General features: G+C 57.3%; 13 protein-coding genes, 1 pseudogene and 1 CRISPR repeat array (1 of these 15 running past the window's edge). Of the genes and pseudogenes, 3 read left to right on the forward strand and 11 right to left on the reverse strand.

Translation table 11 applies throughout. The annotated features are described in order from the left end of the window. The first annotated feature begins 3 nt into the window (after positions 1-3). Together JLC71_RS07815 and JLC71_RS07820 are read left to right on the forward strand one after the other, a co-directional pair. Positions 4-744: a toxin-antitoxin system YwqK family antitoxin gene (locus JLC71_RS07815; protein WP_200918175.1), complete on the forward strand. Its 741-nt coding sequence runs from the start codon at positions 4-6 to the stop codon at positions 742-744. A 73-nt stretch (positions 745-817) separates the two neighbouring features. After that, entirely contained in the window at positions 818-985 is a 168-nt protein-coding gene (locus tag JLC71_RS07820) for a hypothetical protein (RefSeq protein WP_200918176.1), read from the forward strand. 319 nt (positions 986-1,304) lie between these two features. Here the strand turns inward: JLC71_RS07820 and mads4 are convergent, their stop codons facing one another. The 11 genes from mads4 to yjjJ all read right to left on the reverse strand — a co-directional run bounded on the left by mads4 (position 1,305) and on the right by yjjJ (position 16,956). Beyond that, the gene (gene mads4, locus JLC71_RS07825) at positions 1,305-1,928 is read right to left on the reverse strand and encodes a methylation-associated defense system protein MAD4 (protein WP_200918177.1); all 624 of its coding nucleotides are present in this window, start codon (positions 1,926-1,928) and stop codon (positions 1,305-1,307) included. After that, positions 1,925-3,199 carry an AAA family ATPase gene (locus JLC71_RS07830; RefSeq protein ID WP_200918178.1) on the reverse strand — a complete coding sequence of 425 codons (1,275 nt, stop codon included), beginning with the start codon at positions 3,197-3,199 and terminating at the stop codon, positions 1,925-1,927. Before JLC71_RS07830 ends, mads4 begins: the two co-directional genes overlap by 4 nt. Beyond that, positions 3,196-8,208, reverse strand: a complete 5,013-nt coding sequence (locus JLC71_RS07835; protein ID WP_200918179.1) for a DEAD/DEAH box helicase — start codon at positions 8,206-8,208, stop codon at positions 3,196-3,198. Before JLC71_RS07835 ends, JLC71_RS07830 begins: the two co-directional genes overlap by 4 nt. A 426-nt stretch (positions 8,209-8,634) precedes the next feature. Further along, positions 8,635-9,537, reverse strand: coding sequence for a plasmid partitioning protein RepB C-terminal domain-containing protein (locus tag JLC71_RS07840; protein ID WP_200918180.1), 903 nt, complete (start codon positions 9,535-9,537; stop codon positions 8,635-8,637). Beyond that, complete coding sequence (locus tag JLC71_RS07845; protein ID WP_200918181.1) at positions 9,537-10,430, reverse strand: plasmid partitioning protein RepB C-terminal domain-containing protein; 894 nt, start codon at positions 10,428-10,430, stop codon at positions 9,537-9,539. Before JLC71_RS07845 ends, JLC71_RS07840 begins: the two co-directional genes overlap by 1 nt. Beyond that, the gene (locus tag JLC71_RS07850) at positions 10,427-12,064 is read right to left on the reverse strand and encodes a recombinase family protein (RefSeq protein ID WP_374757623.1); all 1,638 of its coding nucleotides are present in this window, start codon (positions 12,062-12,064) and stop codon (positions 10,427-10,429) included. The genes JLC71_RS07845 and JLC71_RS07850 overlap by 4 nt, the downstream gene beginning before the upstream one ends. 91 nt (positions 12,065-12,155) lie before the next feature. Next, positions 12,156-13,985, reverse strand: a complete 1,830-nt coding sequence (locus JLC71_RS07855) for a DEAD/DEAH box helicase (protein ID WP_200918183.1) — start codon at positions 13,983-13,985, stop codon at positions 12,156-12,158. Between the two features lie 135 nt (positions 13,986-14,120). Then, entirely contained in the window at positions 14,121-14,300 is a 180-nt protein-coding gene (locus JLC71_RS16710) for a zinc-ribbon domain-containing protein (protein WP_200918300.1), read from the reverse strand. Positions 14,301-14,312: 12 nt separating this feature from the next. Beyond that, positions 14,313-15,179: an IS3 family transposase gene (locus tag JLC71_RS07865; RefSeq protein ID WP_200914866.1), complete on the reverse strand. Its 867-nt coding sequence runs from the start codon at positions 15,177-15,179 to the stop codon at positions 14,313-14,315. Next, positions 15,176-15,469: a transposase gene (locus JLC71_RS07870; protein ID WP_200914865.1), complete on the reverse strand. Its 294-nt coding sequence runs from the start codon at positions 15,467-15,469 to the stop codon at positions 15,176-15,178. Before JLC71_RS07870 ends, JLC71_RS07865 begins: the two co-directional genes overlap by 4 nt. Positions 15,470-15,651: 182 nt before the next feature. Next, positions 15,652-16,956, reverse strand: coding sequence for a type II toxin-antitoxin system HipA family toxin YjjJ (yjjJ, locus tag JLC71_RS07875; RefSeq protein ID WP_200918184.1), 1,305 nt, complete (start codon positions 16,954-16,956; stop codon positions 15,652-15,654). 926 nt (positions 16,957-17,882) lie between these two features. Here yjjJ and JLC71_RS07880 point away from each other — a divergent pair. Then, positions 17,883-18,667, forward strand: a pseudogene (locus tag JLC71_RS07880) (IS5 family transposase). 17 nt (positions 18,668-18,684) lie between these two features. Further along, positions 18,685-19,353: a CRISPR direct-repeat array (repeat unit 29 nt); it runs 6,208 nt beyond the window's last position.

Below are 19,353 nucleotides of genomic sequence, written 5' to 3' on the forward strand. Positions count from 1 at the left end.
TCCTTGGTGGCGATTATCCACCTTAAGTTAGTGTCCTTCCGTATAGGGACAGACCACCATGGATTCGGCGGTGGGTTACGTTGCGATGCGCCGATTCAGGACGGCACCCCGGACGGCGTCACCTCCTGTAGCGCACCTGACGGTGGCGGCGCGGTGTTCGAGATTCCGTTCAAGCAGGGAGTGGTCGACGGCGACTTCGTCGTGCTCAATCCCAAGAAGGCAGGCCAGACCATTGCTTCGGCCCGTTTCAGTGCAGGCCGGCTCAACGGCCCGTCGGAGATCTTCAGCCCGGCCACCGGCAAGCGGATGCATCAGTTGAGCTGGGAACAAGGGGTGCCGGTCGGCAGTATCGAGCGGTATGACGAGCACACCGGCAAGCTGCGCTTCAAGGCCGACTTTGTTGCGGGACGAATGGAAGGCGAAGTCTTTAGCTATGACAGCGAAGGCCGATTGCTGCAACGCCAGCAAGTGAAAAACGGCCTCGCCGAGGGCCTAGTCAAGCAGTTCGATCCGGAAACAGGCAAAGTCATCAAGCAAACTCAGTGGCATGAAGGCTATCCCCAGGCGCCCGAAGCCGCATCGACCACAAACAGCACCACGCCAGCCAACGACGCCAAGCTCGAACATTGCACCGACGCCAAGGTCGCCGCCTTCCACAAGGAGAAAGGAGACGAGGAACCGGTCACAGCCGACATGCTGGAAGAATGGAAAAGCCAGTGCTTGGCAAGCCTGATAGCTAGCTGATCAGGCGTTCTCGTTAATCCACCCCAGCGACATCCCCTCCGGCCCCTTGCGGGCCGGGGGCTGGCGCTCGACCTTGACCGAACTGCTCAAGGCTGGCGCAGCGCAGCTCGTCAATGTGCTGGCGGTCGCCAAGTGGGTGCTCAACGGCTGGCAGCAACAGCCATCGTCAATGGAGATTTCAAATGTTCAGATATATCGGCGCCGTAGTGGTGTACGGCTTCGCAGCATATGGGCTTGTTGAATGGATGAAAAAACATTATCAACATGATTCTTCTCATGAAGATAGCTTCAGTCGTGAGTCTTAACCACCATGCTCTTGTCCGTCGCGGCTTATCGGGAGAATGGAAAAATTAAGTGCCAAGCCGGCCAGCAGGCTGGCTGATCAGACCACGCCGCCAATTCAACCAAGCAACATCATCCTCCGGCCCTTCGCGGGCCGGGGGCTTCTTCTTTTTTACTTCACCGCTCTGCTTTCATCCCCAAGATCGGCAATCATCGGCTGGTGATCTAAAGTCGGGCTACACCAGCACAAAACCAGAATGCGTATAAGGACAACCTTTCTACAGCGGAAACCAGTTACGCAAACAGGCACAAATACTGGCAAAGGACGGGCAGGCTTCCAGACCTTTGATGCCCGCTCTCTTGCCAATTTCTTCAAAGTCGCGTGGGGAAATGGTTTTTCGGAGCTTTTGTTTGACGATATGCTCGAACAGTTCTTTGGGCTGGCTAGTTTTCAGCTCGGCAGGATTTTGTTTCTGATTGACTGCGTGCTCGTCAATCCACTGCTGCAACTGCTGCGGGCTGATCCGGCAATGCGCCACCAGCGCCGACTCGCAGTGCCATAACCATTCTTCCAGCTCTGGAACGAGGACGGTCACCGCGCTGTTGCCGCTCCAGGTGTAACTATCCAACTTGTTCTGAATTTCAGCTGCTACGCTTGCCGCGTCTTGCCGTTTGTCCCGTCCTGAGCCGTGGTGATCCCACAGCAGCAGCGCCTTGCCGAATTTGCCTTTCTGCATCCGCGCCAGCTCGGCGCCGGTATTGACCATGCCGGCATCCCGTTGCGGGTTGCGCATGATCTCGAAGCTGAATGGACGAACGCCCAAAGCCTGTGGCTTGGCCAACACGGAGCATAGAAACGCCTCGGCGTCTGCGTCCGCCACATACACCAGCAGGTCTTTCATTCCAGCACCCCGGCGGCGAAGACAATGCCCAGATCAGGCGCGCCATCCCAGTTTTCCAGCATGGGGTGTTGCTCGCCGGGAGTGATACGTGTGCCCTGCTCGTCCCGGCTGAAGCACAGCAGTGGCTTCGCACCGCAATGCTGAACCACAAACGGCGAATGCGTCGCCAGCAGCATTTGCGCACCTGGAATGCTCGTGAGCGATCGCAGGATGATTTCCAGCGCCTTGGGGTGAACGCCATTTTCCGGCTCTTCCACCATGTAAACGGCGGCCTCTGGTGGCAGGAAAGCAGGCAGCGTTAGCGCCAGCATTCTCAGCGTGCCATCGCTCAATACCCAGCTGGGCGCTTCCAGACCACTTTCGTAACGAAGCAAAAGGTACTCGGCGTTATCGGCTTCTCGCCGCGCCCAACCGATCTCGGTCAGGTCCGGCAAGGCATAGCGTAAGTGACTGACCCAATGTGCGACCGGGCTATCCGGTTCCGGCCAGCGCGGGCTGGCATTGCCAGTCTCTCCGGCCACCTTGCGGAAAACGTCTTTTGTCCAGGCACCGGGCGCATCCCGGTTTTCCAGCAAACGCCCCACCACACGCGCCAGATTCGAGCCATCCAGCTCCAGATCAGTGGAACGGGTCGCAGGACAAGGAAGCCGCATCGCCGGGCTATCGAGCTGGATGTAACGCACGCCTTGCATCAGGAAGCGACGGACTGCGTTGGCAGTAGGGTAACGTTCTTCATCCGGCGGCGTGAGCGCCAGCGCGAGCTTATCCAGGCCGAAATTGAACGAGTCCTGATACGTTCCCCTTTCACGCGCGTAGAAATCGGTGCCCTTGCTGGTCTTGCCGAGCAAACGGCGTGGCTTGCTGCGGCTGCTTCCCAGCGGCTCTCCGGCCCGTAGAACATGGAACGAATGGAGCGTCAGTAACTCGTCGTCAATGCACACCCCCAACCGTTCATCCAGCCGCAGTGCCAGTCGGTAATCGAGCAGCTTGTCGGTCAGCTCCGGATACTGGGCGGACAAATCCAGCTTCAGACCAATCTCGATCACGCCGCCCCGGCGCATCCAGGTCAAGTCGTTGAAGTCGGCGATATGGCGGGATTCCACCGCGCTGAGCGGCCCGTTGACCAGGCAATCCCGAACGAAATCCACCGCATCCAGAAAGGTCGTCTTGCCCACGCCATTGGGGCCGACCAGCACATGAAAATCCGCCAGCGGCAAATCGACCAGCTCGCGGATGCCTTTGAAGTTGCGGATGGTGATGCCGACGATCATGCGCCTGACTCCTGATGGGATGCGTCCTGATCGGTCAGGATATCCAGCTTCGGCAGCGCGTTGACGATTTTCATGGTTTCCAGGCTGACAGTGATGACGCGCAGGAACAGCTCCAGCGGGTAGCGCGGGTTGCCCATCGTTTCGGTCGCCCAGTCGTTGGCGTCGTTGACGATGTCGCTGTCCTTGTGCGTGGATACGCCCTGGCGATCGACGACCCAATCGAGCGCAGGCTTGCCGTTGACGACGTACTCATACGCAGCCACCGGGATACCCCGGACGGTGATCTGGTCGTTGTAGATCAGCGTGCTCAGGTCTTTGTCCTTGCCGTTCTTGGCATACTTCATTTTCTCGACGCGGTAGCAGCCAGACTCGCCGGTATCGCCGATGATGTCCGCCGGGTACATCGCCACGGTTTCGTAGTTCAGGTGCAATTCGGCCAGCGCGCGACCGGCGCCAGAAAAGGCACGGAAGTCGGCAAAGATCTTCACGCGCGGGATGCGCGGCAGCTCCTTGGCGAGGTTGTCGACGTAGCGTTCGCGGTAGTCCGGCGAGTGCAGCAGGCCGTAGACGTAATAGAACACATCCTCCTTGCCGATGGATTCGCCGGGATAGGCAGCAGCAAAGTGCGCCAGCCCTTCGTCGGTGATTGCATCGCGGCGGGTGTAGCGGGCATGGGCTTGCGAGCCTTCCTTGGCTGCAAACAAATCCCCATTAGGATTGGTGCCACCGCCGGCAAGCTGGTCTGCATCAGCGGACTCATACATATAGAAAGGAAAGCACAGCCCTGTATCCAGAGTGTGCAGGTTCGGCATGGTGTCTGTTATCAAAACAGAAAATCCACTTCTTGCACCAACCCCAGAAATACAAATTACAAAGTTAATATCAGATGGGGTTGGAAAAACTCGCGGCATTGAATAAAAACTATGATTGAATGTACTACCACCGTAATGCCAAATCTTTGCAAATGGTCGGTAAAGCGAGCGTGAAATGCAGCTTTCTTCAAACCTCTCTTTTATGCCTTTTGCAAACTTGGCTTGCCAATTACCCCCGCCCCAGCTTATCTGAGCGGTGTCTTTTTTGACAAAATCCTGTACATCAACAATTTCGTTATTGCTGCCTCGATATTCTTTATATCGATCTACTTCACAATTATAGAACGCAATCATTTCGCGACATTGCTTGGAAAGCTGCTCCTTTGAGTGGCAGTAAACCCACGCATCTCGATTACTTACTACTCCATTCGACAACATTTGAAATAAAACAGTCTCGTTAGAGGTTTTTTTTGTCCCAATTAGCAAAAATTGCGAAAGACTATCATCGCGCTGACTCAGCCAATCTCCGTACTGGTCAGGAGTGATGGGTGCCCAGCCATTAACAGTGTTGATGCCTGCAATGCTGGTTAAGGCGCTGATGCGCTCCAGCTTGTCCGCCGTGCTTAAATTATCGCCAATATTGTGATAGAAAATCTGACCGTATTGCTTTGCCTTCGGGTTCTTCACCAATAAAGAGATGGCAATACCCGTCATACTGGCGCTACCAAAAATGTTCTGCCCTTCCTTTGCCTTGCCCTTGCTCAACATGTTTTTACGAATGTCACCGCGTAGATTGAAGATGTAGAGGTTGGTAAATTCCTCGGCAAGGCACTTACGCATCCCATCCATAGCGGGCTTTTCCACAAATCCGGATCCAGAAACAAAACCGATTATCCCGCTATTGCCGAGTCGATCAGATGCCCATCTAATGGCACGGATATAGCTATCGTAGGACGAGCGTTTCCCGCCTTTACCTTGTGAGCGAGTAATATAGGTTTGCGAAATTCGCTGATCAAGATGCGGGTAATCAAGATTAGCCGCATCGTCATTCGCACTATCTTGCCCCGCAGAATACGGCGGGTTGCCAATAATTACGCGAATATCGAGCGCCTTCTGCTTTTTGCGGCGAGCGCTGTTTTGCACTAGCAGTTGATCGACCAGATCGTCCTTTTCGTACATCTGGAAGGTGTCGGTCAGGCAGATGCCTTCAAAAGGCCGGTACTCGCCACCGACCAGGCCGTGATAGACGGCCTCAATGTTGATGGCAGCGATGTAGTAAGCGAGCAGCACGATTTCGTTGGCGTGGATTTGTCCACGATATTTTCGCTGCAACTGTTCCGGGGTGAAGTAGCCTTTTTCCAGCCCCAGCTGCATCAGCCGGGTGATGAAGGTGCCGGTACCAGTGAACGGGTCGATGATGTGTACACCGTCGCTGCCGAGCGTCTGGCCGAACTCGGTGTGTAGCAGGTGGTTGACGCTCTCGATGATGAAATCGACAACTTCGACCGGGGTGTAGACGATGCCGAGGCGCTCGGTCATGCGTGGGAAGGCGTTGCGGAAGAATTTGTCGTACAGCTCGACGACAATTTTCTGCTTGCCATCCATGCTCTGGATATTCTCGGCGCGCGTTTTCACGCTGGCGTAGAAGCGCTCCAGCGTGTCGGCCTCCTTGGCCAGATGGTGTTCGTGCAGCACGTCAAGCACCGCCTGCATGGCCTGGCTCATCGGGTTGTTGCTGGCAAACGAGTAATCGGCGAACAGCGCGTCGAACACCGGCTTGGTGATCAGGTGCTGGGCAAGCATTTCGACGATTTCAGCGTCACTGATGCTGTCGTTGAGGTCGTCGCGCAATTCGGTAGCAAAAGCGTTAAAAGCCGCGCGTTCACTGACGTTGGCCGAATCGGCCAGAATGCCGTTGATGCGGGCGATGTGCGTCTGCGCGATCTTGGCGATGTCTTTCGCCCAGTCTTCCCAGTGGTGGCGGTTGCCGCACTTTTGCACCACCTTGGCGTAGATGGCGCGCTCGATCTCACCGATCTCGAATTGCAGATTACCGTCGCCGCTAAACTCGCCGCGCTTTTGCCGCTCTTCTGGCGTCTCGCCCAAGGTATGCGTGCCCTTGCCGGTCTTGCGGCGCGGGTCGGCGGTGTTGCCGTCTCCCGTCTTGCCGCCTTTGCGGCTGGGCTTGGCCACCTTGTCGGTGATGGCGATGACTTCCATTTTCGACGGATCGCGGCTGTCGAACTGCAGCTTGTTGATCATCGCGTCGAAACGGTCGTCGTGCGAGCGCAGCGCCTGCAACACTTGCCAGACGACGCGGTAGGTGTCGTTGTCGTTCAGCGCTTCATGCGCTTCCTTGCCCGGCGGAATCACCACCGGCAGGATGACGTAGCCACGCTTTTTGCCTTCGGCACGGCGCATGACGCGGCCAACCGATTGCACCACGTCCACCTGCGAGTTACGCGGCGTGAGGAAGAGCACGGCATCCAATGCCGGCACGTCGACGCCTTCGGACAGGCAGCGCACGTTACTGAGAATGCGGCAGGTGTTGTCCGGCGTCTCGTCCTTGAGCCAGGAGAGCTTTTCTTCCTTCTGGCTGGCGTTCATGCCACCGTCAACGTGTTCAGCCTCGCACCGGAGTGTGACCGACGGCAGATCGTCGTCGAACGTCTCAGCCTTGTAGGCTTCCACGACGTCGGCAAACAAGTTGGCGATGTTGGTGGAAGCGACTTGATGCTTCTTGGCCTTGGCGCTGGGTGCAATCACTTGGCAAAAAGCCACGGCGCGGCGCATCGGCTCCGCATCGCCCCCAAGATCGTCGGCGGTATCCTGTTTCGACAACGCCTTCCAGCAACCGACGATACGAGCTGCGTCGTCCACTTTCAGCTCGTTGGCTTTGCCGAGCAGATCACCGAGTTTGCCGATCACATGGTCGGCATCGATGGTCAGGACGATGACCTTGTAATCGACCAATAGCTCCCGCTGTACGGCTTCGGAGAAGTTGATGACAAACAACTCTTTGCCGTAGAGGCTTTCGTCATCCATCGAACACAGCGCCACATCGCCACTATCGGCCTTGGCCTTGGCGTTTTCGCCGTAGATGCGCGGGGTGGCGGTCATATACAGCCGCTTGCCGCCCCGGATGTCGCTGTTGTCATGCACACGCACGAAAGCCGACTCGTCGTCATCGCCAAAGGTGGCGCCGGTGGTGCGGTGCGCTTCATCACAGACGATCAGGTCAAAATCGGCCAGCCCATGTTCTTTTTGGGCGCGGCTGAGCACGTCGATCGAGTGGTAGGTGGAAAACACCACGCTTATGTGTTCGTCGTCGTGCCGCTTGGCCATTTCGGTGGCGAGGCGGTCGGCCTGGGTCGTGGCCGGGTAGCGCAGCTCGTGGGTGAAGGTCTGGACTTCGTCGTCATCCTTCTTGCGTTTCTTGCCGACGTCGCTGTCGGAGCAAACGGCAAAGCTGTGCAGCGGGGTATCGCTTTCCTGCGTCCATTCGGTCAGCGTTTGCGACAGCAGTGACAGCGATGGCACCAGGAACAGCACGCGCTGGCCTTTGCCGGCCAGCTTCTCGGCGATCTTCAAGCTGGTGAAGGTCTTGCCTGTGCCGCAGGCCATGATGAGCTTGCCACGCTCAGCGGTGGCAAGGCCGTTTTCAACGGCTTTGAGCGCGCTTTGCTGGTGTTCGCGCAATTGCTTTTTCGGCTTGAGCGTTGGTGCGGTCTTGGGCTGATACTGCGCCCAGTCGACCTGGCTGTTTTCCAGGTCGAACAGGTCGATCTTGCTAACCGGGGGCTGCTGATCACGCAGCGCATCCTCGGCGTGCACGCCCCAGTTGTTGGTCGTGGTGACGATGATGCGATGCGCAAACGGCTTCTTGCCAGAGGCGGTGAAAAAGCTGTCGATGTCGGCTTTCTGGACGCGATAGTCCTCGGCGTAGAACTTGCACTGGATCGCGTGATATTCGCCGGTCCCCTGCGTCTGCGCGACCAGATCAATGCCGGTATCGTTGCCATCCAGCCCCATTTCCTTCGCCCAGTCGGCGTACATCCAGACCTTCGCGTACAGATCAGCGTAGGTCGCCTCGTTGCGCAGGTAGGTGACGATCAGCTCTTCGAAATAGGTGCCTTTTTCGCGCTCGGTGACGGCGGCAGAACGGAAGGTGTGTAGCAGGGTTTGCAGTGGGGACATGGTCACTTGGATCTGGGTTTTGCGTCGACGGCAGACGATATGCCGGCATGAGCGCTTCGTGCTCGTGCCATGGTGTTTTCAGGGATACCGGGAGTCTGCCCGTCGTTTACCCGGTTTCGCAACCACATACGCACACGTGGTGCCGGCCTGCCGCCGTGAAACGCCTCTGTGTTGTGCTGAACAACGAGATCGGATGATGCTCAGTGCGTGGAGAACAACAGTATCGAACAGACGCTGACGCGCCAGTTGAGAGCACAGTGCAGCAAGAAACTGGCCCACCATCACGGGAGACGAACACACGCATGCCAGGTTGCCCCGTGAATCTGCCTTTAGATTTGCATTTCACGCTGTTGAAGCGAGCTTGCTCGTTGATTCCCCATAATTCTCCGAAGCACTCTCTTTGCCTCTCTTTACAGACACCCCGACCTACTGCATAGCAAGCGCTTTAATATCCGCAATACGCTGAAGCTGCTGCAAATATTCGGCTCGATTCTTAGCCAGCCATCGAACAATCGCTGCGTTTTCCAGTAACGAGCTCCCGATATACGTCTTGACGATAGCCAGTTGCAAGTTCGCCGGGCCATACCCTTCTTCCAGTAGACGGGTATCTGCCTGTACCGCCGCTAATTCACGCTCTAGGCGCTGCAAGGCTTCCGCTGGAACTGCGTTCTGCATCTTGGATGCTGCTTTCTCTATCAATTGATCAGGAGATGTAGCCTGTAGCATCGCCGTGGCCAGCTTGACGGAGTAGTTATCAAGATTAACCATTGCTTGGGCTACGTCGATTTGCCTAAATGGCTTCATCTGCTTAAGGATGCGAAACATGCCAGCTGTGGCCGGTTTATCGGCGAGCAGTGTCGCTGCTTCGTTGCAGATACCATCGAGCAATCTGAACTTCTCGCGAATAGAATTCGGCGATAAATCCAACGCCTCCGCCAACTGCTCCACCGAAACACCGCTTTCTGCCGCACGAACAATCATTCGATGTGTTTGAACAACGGATAGACGATTCACCCGCTTGTTATAGGTATACCCTTCATCATCCGTTGAAATCAGACACAGCACTTGTTTCGCGCCCAAATCTCGCAACGCTTCCAACCGCATCCGGCCATCCAGTACAATGAAAGTACCTAGCTTCTCCCGGTCAGGAGTGATGACGATTGGCTCGACCAAGCCGATCACTTGTATCGAGCTACGAATCTGAAGATATTTGACCGATGTCTTTATGCCGGTCGGCAGCGAAATGGGATAATGAAGCGCATCCAATGGCAATTGGACACAATCGCGTTCGAACCCCAAACGGACCTGCTTCAAAGTGACTCCAGCCATCACATCAATCCTCCGCGCGGAAGCAGGCTAGCCAGAGGCTGAGGAACGGTTACAAGTTTTTCCGTCTTCAACAGCGCGCAAAAGTCCTTGTCCGCAAACAATTCCTTGAAAATTTGCTGGGCCAGCAGCAGGGACTGCTGTGTGTACTCCGCTCTTTTCTGAATTCGACGGTGCATTTCGACATCGCGCTGATAGAGCTTGGCCAACTCATCAGGGGTCATTTGCTTGCGAGCCACACCCTTAGCAAAAATGTTATTTCCCTTCTTTCCACTCCGAGCTCGCTGCTCAAGGATTTGTCGAACAACGGATATCTTTTTGCCTTTAAGCTCCCCTTGCTCATAAGCATCCATCAATAATTGCTGCGCCTCGCTATCACTGGCCCTCGAAATGTTAGCAGCCAAGTGCAATGGAATAATCCCGGCCTCTGCAGCAGCCAATAACCGCTTCTCGCCGCGCTCCAGAAGGTTGGCCACATTGTTGACCCAAGACGCGGTGTAACCCAGTTTGGTTGCAATTTCTGTTTCGCTATAGCCGCGCTGTTTAAGCACTCGTACCTGATCCATGGTTTCTACTGCACGTGGCGTACGCCTGGCAACATTCTCCACAATGCTCATGACATGGCCAGTTTCCTCATCAACGTCCAACACCATGGCCGCGATATGCGTCTGTCCCAGCATCTTGCAGGATTCAAGCCGCCCTTGGCCGCAGATCAATGCATAGGGCAAAGCACCATCCCCCGGTTGAATACGTCTCACCGTAATCGGTCGCTTGAGCCCGACCTGTTCAATGCTTTCTGTGATGGTCTTGTGGATTTTTGGGTTACGTACGCGAGGATTGACAACAGCAATATCCGCAATCGAAATCATCTCAACGTGCGACGGTGGAGCGGTCATGCAACCTCCCGGAGGGGAATTCGTCCTGCCATTTGATAGAAGCCATCAAGAGAATCAGTACGATAGACATCCAGCGTGAAACCGTTTTCTTCTAAGACTGGTAAATTTTCTGCGGAAAAATCGATTGCAGGAAATACGTAATAGTCATACGCATACTGATTGGAAGGATCCATGCGTACTACCACCGTAATATCTGGACGAAGACTCGTGTCAAAACGAATCCGCCAGCGATGAGAGCCTGCAGCAGTAGATTTACAACGTGCAATGACCAATGACACGGTGAACTCACCGTTAACCGTGATCAAATCCGTGGAACTATCACGCGCGGCCCATCCGCCTGTACGCCCGATACCCTCAATGATTTCGTCGAGCAGCTCCGGATGGCGTCGGCGCAGTGCCCGGTTGATTTCCAGGTAGGCATAATCTCGTTTGGGCTTGTAGCCAACCAGACGATACGCCCGCAGCAAACTACCAAATCGAGTACGGTAAGCCGAACTGGAAGGCGTATTGTCCTCCTCGTCGATCAGAATGCCTGAGAGCGCCCCGTGCTGTTCCAAGATTCGCCGCAACATATCGAGCATCTGGCCATCATCCAGATGGAATGACCGGGCAGCGATGATTGCTTGGGCCTGCATGAACATCTGCACTGGCACGATCGCTTCGAATGCTGCTTCTTTGCGAATCCACTGCTCCGGTGGATTACGCACATGCCGAACTTTCAATTTGAAGGACGTGCGGTTGTAGACGTTGTTTCCGATGTATTTCTCGTTGGTCAGAATTTGGTGAATGGTTCCACGAGACCAAGGTACGCTGGCATCAGACAGAATCCCCTCACGATTCAAGATTGAAGCGATAACTCGCTCAGGAAGCCCTTCTTCCAAAAAGAGTCGGTAGATGCGGTGGACTACCGCAATCTCTTCCGGTGGTCCCGGCACCAGAATCACCCGATCCGTTTGAATGCTCTTCCGCTCGCCACGAGATAACACACCTTTGATGTTGTTTTTCTCATCGACGAGCTGGCGCCGCAGCCCGAAACCTGGCGCGCCACCTTGTCGAAAACCATGCTGGACGATATTGCACGCGCCTGCAAATACCTTTACACCCAACTCACGACTGAACTCCGCCGCCATGCTGCGCTTTATGCCGATGAAGACTGTTGAAGGCAGTGAGCCATCATTATTGAATGGCTCCGCGCAGTAAATCACCTGAACGCCACGGCTCTTGCAAGCATGCTGGTAGACCGCCGCTTCGTCCGGATCAGGGAAACGCCCCCAGCGAGTGACGTCGTAAACAAGAACCGCCTGGAACGGCACAGGCGATTGCTTCACGTCCCGCAACAACGCTTGCAAGCCACGACGCCCCTTCAGATTCAGGCCACTTTTTCCAGAGTCTTCGTACCTCTTGATGATCTGCATGCCGTGACGGAGTGCGTATTCCGCGATCGCCACTGCCTGATTCTCGGTAGAGTACTTTTGATGATCGGTGGACATGCGAACGTACTGGGCGACTGGTATGCCAGTCTCCCAAGAATGTTCAACGCCGGTTGTTCCGTTTTGCTCGGGCACCCGGCAACTCCACCCTTTGGGTATGCAATATGGTCGCACTTCAAAAGGTATGAGAGCGGCATGACACACGGGTTAAGTTTTTATGAAACTAGCATTCACACCATTCTGCTTGATGAGCCCGACAGCTAGGCCGTAGCGGCCCATTGTCTAGAGATTCAAATTAAGCAACGACGAGCTCACACGCTTGGCGCGCTTTGACCGCGAAATCGGATTCCGTACTGGCCGTCATCAGCAGGTTGTTCATCGCCCGCGTCATGCCGACATACAGCACACGCGCCTGCTGATTGGCGTCGTGATTGGCATAGGGCATTTCGCCCAGCCCGGGAATGGCTACCATGGCGAACTCCAGCCCCTTGCTGGCGTGCAGCGTCAGGACATTGACACGTTCGGTATCGGTATCTGTCGGGGCAGCCAGCCCTGCCCGAGCAGGGATGCCTTGCTGGTTCAGCATGGCCACGACTTTCTCAACTTGGGCGTTGCGATAGACCAGGACTGCAATGTCGCACAGTGGCGTGCCCGCCTCGTTATGTGCCCGCAGCTTGTCGGCGATACAGCCTACCTCGTCGTGGAAGGTCGGCAGCTGGATGAACTCTGGCTCGGGACCGTGACGACCGGCGCTTTGCGGAGCAATCAGCGGTGCGCCATCGTCTTCCGCCTCTTGCGCCGTCAACAGGTCGTTGGCGAATGCATAGGCGACACCCAGCACCTCGGCGGTATTGCGGTAGTTCAGCTTCAGGATCGTGGTGCGGCCTTGGGCCTGGATACCGACGCTGGCGAAGCTGAAGCGCCGTTTGCGGGCCTTTTGGTAGATGTCCTGTGCGCTGTCGTACATCACCAGCAATGCATTGGTGTTGGGATCGACCATCTGCACGATCAGGCGGAACCATTCCGGTTCGAAATCGTGTCCTTCGTCGATCAGGACGGCGCTGTATTGGCCTGCCGGCACTTCGCGACGGTTGACGCCATCGATGACGGTCTGGACCAGTTCAGCGAACTGGGTTGGCCCAGCTGCAGGCCGAGTGAGTAGATAGGTACGGATCATGTCGCTGCACCAGCTGTGCAGCGTACGGACGTTCACCTTCTGAGAAAGCCCTTTGTGGGCCATCCAGCCGGTCAGTTTCTGGGCCAGCGCACGATTGAAGCACAGCACCAGCACCGGTTTAGGCGATGCCTGCGCCAGAAACTCAGCTCGATAGCCAAGGATCATGGTCTTGCCGGAACCGGCAACGCCATGGATCACGCGGTGACCGTCGCCGAGGCTGCGGGCAAGTTGTTCCTGTTGCACATCCATCACCCGGATCAGGTCTGGCACCAAAGGCGCAGCCCCTTCGGGTGGATCAAACAAGCTGCCTTGTCGCGTCACGATCCGGACATCCGGGAACAGGTGCCAACGGATGCGATCGATTTGCGGCAAGGTGAGCGTGCATGGGAACGGGTGCAGGAACATGTGCCAGAGCCGCTCCTGAAACGCTTCGGCCTCCGCCGACTCGGTCATTTCATCCTGACAGATCACCAGATGCCCTGGCATCACCTCTTCCAAGCCCGAAGCTTCGAAATCCCGCCTGGAGATGTTGGTCAGCACCAGGCCGTGGCCGTAGGGCATACAGAGCTTGCCGGCATAGCGGCTGCTTGGGCCCTGCAGTAGCAGCGGGTCCTGCTTGAGCAAATCGATGGTGACGTTGATGAAATCACGCGCCTTCAGCAGCGGATTGACGTCCTTGACCATCCGCCCGTTGAACTCGGCTTGGATGATCGTTGGAGTAGCGGAGACGATGCTGCCGATCTTCCAGTCTTTGACTTCGAGCGCCAGCAAGCCGCGATGGGGATTGAGCACCAGGAAATCAGGGCGCCGCCGTTTGACGCCGACGGTGACGTCGTACCAGCACAAATAGTCATCTTCGAGCAGTGCTTCCAGCCGACGGGCAAAGCGCTTCTCACCAGACGTCATCCGGCTGAGGCAACTACCCAGATTTGGAATGAGTGTGGCCACTCGTACCTCTCCCCTATCATGACCAAACATTCACAGCACGTCAGTCATATTGCAATTTTTTGTCAGACGTAGATTAACGCATGCAGTGAATTTGGGCACGAGCACCAATGCAGCGGCATTGGGCATCGATCGCAATCACAACAGGATTGGCACGACACCGGCCTTGGACCTACGCCGTCGCCTGCCACCGGCTCGTGCACATTCCGGGCACCAAGATCCACGTTTGACCAAGGATGGCCTGGCTTGCCAGCTGTGACCGTAGGCACAAGCCCAAGTCAGTTTGGTATCGCTGTTGATTGGTCTGTCCCCATGCAGAAGGACAGAGGATTAAGCGCTAAGCGCTGAATGCTGCCGTTCAAACTCGACCGGTGCCAGGTAATCCAGCGTCGAATGGCGGCGGCGATGATTGTAAAATCGGATGTAGTCGAATATATCCGCGCGGGCCTCGTCGTGACTCCGGTAGCGGGTCAAGTAAACCCGCTCCGCCTTCAACGACCGGAAGAAGCTTTCCATCGCAGCGTTGTCCCAGCAATTGCCCGCTCGTGAATGGCTCGGCACCATGCCGTGCCGTTTCAGCAACATCTGGTAATCAAACGCACAATACTGGCTGCCTCGGTCCGAATGCAGTAGCACCTCCCGCACCGGTTTCCGTCTGGCAACGGCCATCGTCAACGCAGCATGCACCAGTTCTTGCTGCATTCGATGGTGCATTGCCCAGCCGACCACGGCGCGGGAATACAAGTCCAGCACCACAGCCAGATACAGCCAGCCCTCGTCAGTACGGATGTAAGTCATGTCCGACACCCAGCGTTGATTCATCCCGGATGCGTCGAATTGCCGTTCCAGCCGATTTGGTGCCACCGGAAGCAGGTGTTGGCTGACCGGGACAGGTCGCCACCGTTTACGGGAACGTACCTTCAGCCCGCCTTGGCGCATCAGGCGGCCAACACGGTGGCGGCCACAGGCGAAGCCTTGTGCGACCAGTTCCGCATGTATCCGACGATGCCCATAGATGCCGTTGACTTCGGCATGGACCAGACGGATTTCCCGTAACAGCACGCGATTAGCCATCTCTCGCATCGAAGGCGGCCGGTTGCGCCAAGCGTAGTAGCTGCTCCGTGAGACGCGGAACAACTGGCACATGACGGCAACAGGATAACGCTCAGCAAGCGCCTGAATGGCGCGGTACTTCACTTCGTGGGCTGCGAGAAGATGGCGAGCGCTTTTTTTAGGACGTCACGCTCCATGGTGACGCGTGCTAGATCATCGCGCAGACGCTTGAGTTCGGCTGCTTCGCCCAGTTGCTTGCCATGACCAGGAAAGGCATCCATGCCCTTGAGCAGAAACTGGCGTTTCCATTTGCCCAGCAGGCCTTCGGTGATGCCGAAGGCCTGCGCCACGTGACGTAGCGGCGTGCCAGCCAGGATTTGCTCAACAGCTTCCCGCTTGAAGGACTCGGGAAAGGTACGGCGGATTTGGGTCATGAACACTCCTTGGTGGCGATTATCCACCTTAAGTTAGTGTCCTTCCGTATAGGGACAGACCACCTGATGCGCGAACATGAATTCGCTGCACCCTTGACGTTGCTGATGCATACACCACAAACAGGGCATCCGAACGATGCTTGCGCTAATGAGCAATATCGACAATCTGCCGGAGGGGGGGGTTATCCCAACCGGGCGATGCGGGATGCCGCCTCTTCAATGTGCCGGCGTAGCGCTTCAATGCAAGGAGAGAAGCTGCCAGAGAAGCCATCGCATTCGCCGACTAGGCCTAGGAAGCGTTCAGCCAGATGCAGCGCCTCGCGCCAAGTCTCACCGTCGACCACAGCTGACAGTGAAGCCGGCGGAAGCGTATCGCCGATTGCGCCGCTACTTCTGGGGGCAAACCCCATCGGCAGCACATCGTAGGCTGGCGCGAGCTGATACGGGCGACCGTGGCTGCCGATAAACGACAGGTTTCCCGCGTGCATGTCCGTATTGCCGATGAGTGTTCCGAATGCCCAAAGCCTAGCGGCGCCATTGACGGCATCCGCACCGACATTGCCATCAACGGCAAGGCGGCTTACCAGTGACGGCCAGGCTGCCGACGCATCGCCGACGAACTCCGCGTCGAGTGCGCGTAGCGAAACCACGCCAATACGGCCGAGCGGCCCGACGCGGTCGAATCGCGGTACTTCAAGAAATCGCTGACCGCCGAAATCGAAAACCTCCGTTTCGACGCCAAGCACCGAGAGCGCCTGGTGCTCGGCAAGCAGGAGGTCACGCCATCGCTCGCTGACCGGGTTATCGTTCGGCGCCGAAAACTTCACCAATACATGACCGCGTGCGGTATAGGTGCAGAACTTCGGCTGTTCGCCACCGGCAGACGAACCCGCCACCTCACCGGCACCCGCAGCCAGAGCCAGCGCGGGGTAGTCAACCTCCCGGTCAGCCGGGGTTGGCGCCGGCATATCCATAAACCGGGCGCGCGCGACCTCGCCAACAAGCAGGTTGCCGATGGCGTCATGGCCCTGCGCAAGCAGCGCCCTGATGACGTCAGGGTCGCTCCAGTGTTCCGGGTTTGCAGGTAAGCCGAGTCCGGCGGCATGCGTCGATGCGTAAGCCCGGCCAAGATAACCCTGAGGCCGCATATCGAATAGCCACCAGGGCAGCCCGTCGCTATGACGGGCCACGCCGTCGGCCTGCACCATGACAAACCCGTCCGGGCGAACAGGAACGAGAACACCAAGCTCCCGAATCTGCCCTTCCTCGCTGACACGGAAAATAGGTGCCGACGCGAAGCCACGAGACGAGTCCCGCAGGGCGTATTGAATAGCGGAGCCGACCCCGATGCGAACCACCTCATGGCCCAGCGTAGCCAGTGCGCGCGACACCGTCGGCTGGCTAATACCCGCAGTGTCAACGAGTTGGCGCGAAGTCTGCGGTCCTTGACCGAGCAACTGGCGGACGGTTTCAGGGTGTTGAGCCATGGCGATGAATAGAATCTTGAATAGCAATATGAATAGCTAGTTTAGCGACCGGGAAGCAACCAGTCACTACCTTTTCTGCGGCTATGGACTGGGATTCAAGGGCTGACGCAGAGCGAAGGGGGGCGTTTGGCTGCCGGAAAACGGGCATCTCTGGAACAAAGATTTCCGCTTCGGGTTGCCGAACGTGCCGGTGTCAGCGTGCGCGCCCTGCGAAACCTCGAAAGCGGGAACGGTTCTTCACTGCGCACACTCCTCTTGGTGGTTCGAGCCCTTGGCCGCCAGAGTTGGCTGGATACCATCGCTCCCGTGGCAACCATCAATCCGCTCATGTTGACCCGGGAGGCCAAGCCACGACAACGCGCGAGCAAACCGAGGAGAAAATCGGACGAGTAACGGTGCTCAAGCCTCGGCTGACCGTGCCTGACCTGTCCGACTGGGGTCGACCGAATCCACATTTTCATATACGAAGTGGCTCTTTTGGCAAATCCTTCGTTTCTCCTAACGGGAATTCGAGTCCCCCTCCTCCCATACCAGGGCATAACCATTTCCTGCTGCAATTTTGCTGCACTAAATGCAGCAAAATCCAGTAAGCTTAAGTAGCTCAGGGTATGGCAACATATTGTTTTTATTGGCATCTTCATGTGCGGCAAGAGACTTGCAACCGACTTGTAATCAGGGGGTCGCGAGTTCGATCCCTGCCGTCGGCACCAGTAAAATCAAGGGCTTACAGATGATGAATCTGTAAGCCCTTGATGCATTTCCGGGCATCAAAGGCAAGTTGCCCCCACACATTGCAGCAAGGGGTTTCGCGCACTGCCCCCTGACCCTCGGCGTTAGCCACGCAGTAGCACCACAGAGGTTGGGTCGTTTTGCTGCGGCCTAGATGGTGTCGTCACGAGTGATTGGCGAGTGTGTATGCTGCCGCCATGACAAGCACACCGCCGACCAAGCGCCTGGTACACCGCCGCCACGACCTTCCTGATCAAACGTGGCTTTTGCTCGAACCGCTCCTGCCCGGTCGCCACGGCGCCTGGGGCGGCCGGGCCAGAGATAACCGCCTGTTCCTCAACGCCGTGTTCTGGATTTTGCGTACCGGCGCCCCATGGCGCGATTTGCCGCCCGATTATGGCGACTGGAAGAACACCCACCGCCGCTTTTGTCGCTGGCGTGACAAGGGCGTCTGGGCACACCTGCTTGAAGCGCTGATCACCAATCCGGATTTCGAATGGCTGATGATCGACGCCACGCATGCCAAGGTGCATCCGCATGCCGCCGGCGCACGCGGCGGCAATCAGGCAATGGGGGTGACCAAAGGGGGCTAAACAGTAAGCTGCACTTGGCGGTGGACGCGCACGGCATGCCGGTGCGGGTCTTGGTGACCTCGGGCACGACGGCGGACTGCACCCAGGGCGGCGCGTTGATTGACGGCTTGAGCGCGGAATACCTGCTGGCTGATCGTGGCTATGACAGCGACGCCATCGTTGCTCAGGCCTCGGCGCAAGGCATGAGAACGGTGATTCCGTCGCACCGCAACCGTAAGGCGCCGCGTGAACACGATGCGGCGCTGTATCGCCACCGGCATCTGGTTGAAAATGCGTTTTTGCAGCTCAAACGCTGGCGAGGCATCGCCACGCGCTATGCCAAGAATGCGGCGTCATTCCTGGCGGCAGTCCAGATTCGCTGCATTGCGATCTGGGCGCGCATCTTGTGACGACACCACCTAAGCTGCGGTTCATCCCCGCAGTCGCGGGGAACGGATGATTGCGCACCAGCCCAAATAGCGGATGACCGGTTCATCCCCGCAGTCGCGGGGAACGGAGCACGATGTACGCTCGACGGATCGGGACAATCGGTTCATCCCCGCAGTCGCGGGGAACGGCCGCCGATGCGCGCGCTGGGCACCTTGCTGATCGGTTCATCCCCGCAGTCGCGGGGAACGGGGCGGGGTGAGCGGGCCCGCGAAATCGAAGCCCGGTTCATCCCCGCAGTCGCGGGGAACGGCTGATCCGGCGCGATTCGATGCACGGCAAGGACGGTTCATCCCCGCAGTCGCGGGGAACGGCTGGTAGAGCCTGACGATCGGCTGATCGTCATCGGTTCATCCCCGCAGTCGCGGGGAACGGGCGGGTGAACGACAGCCGGCCGGTGATCTGCACGGTTCATCCCCGCAGTCGCGGGGAACGGGGGACGGTCTCGGTGGTCGTCAGTACGATCGCCGGTTCATCCCCGCAGTCGCGGGGAACGGTTATCCGGCACTGGTATCAAGACCGGCTATTACGGTTCATCCCCGCAGTCGCGGGGAACGGGCCAGTCGTATCGGGAGGTGAGATTGACCAAGCGGTTCATCCCCGCAGTCGCGGGGAACGGATGAAAACCATCGACGTGCTGTACGTGCCG

It is taken from the genome of Jeongeupia sp. HS-3, assembly GCF_015140455.1.
Taxonomy (GTDB): Bacteria; Pseudomonadota; Gammaproteobacteria; order Burkholderiales; family Chitinibacteraceae; genus Jeongeupia.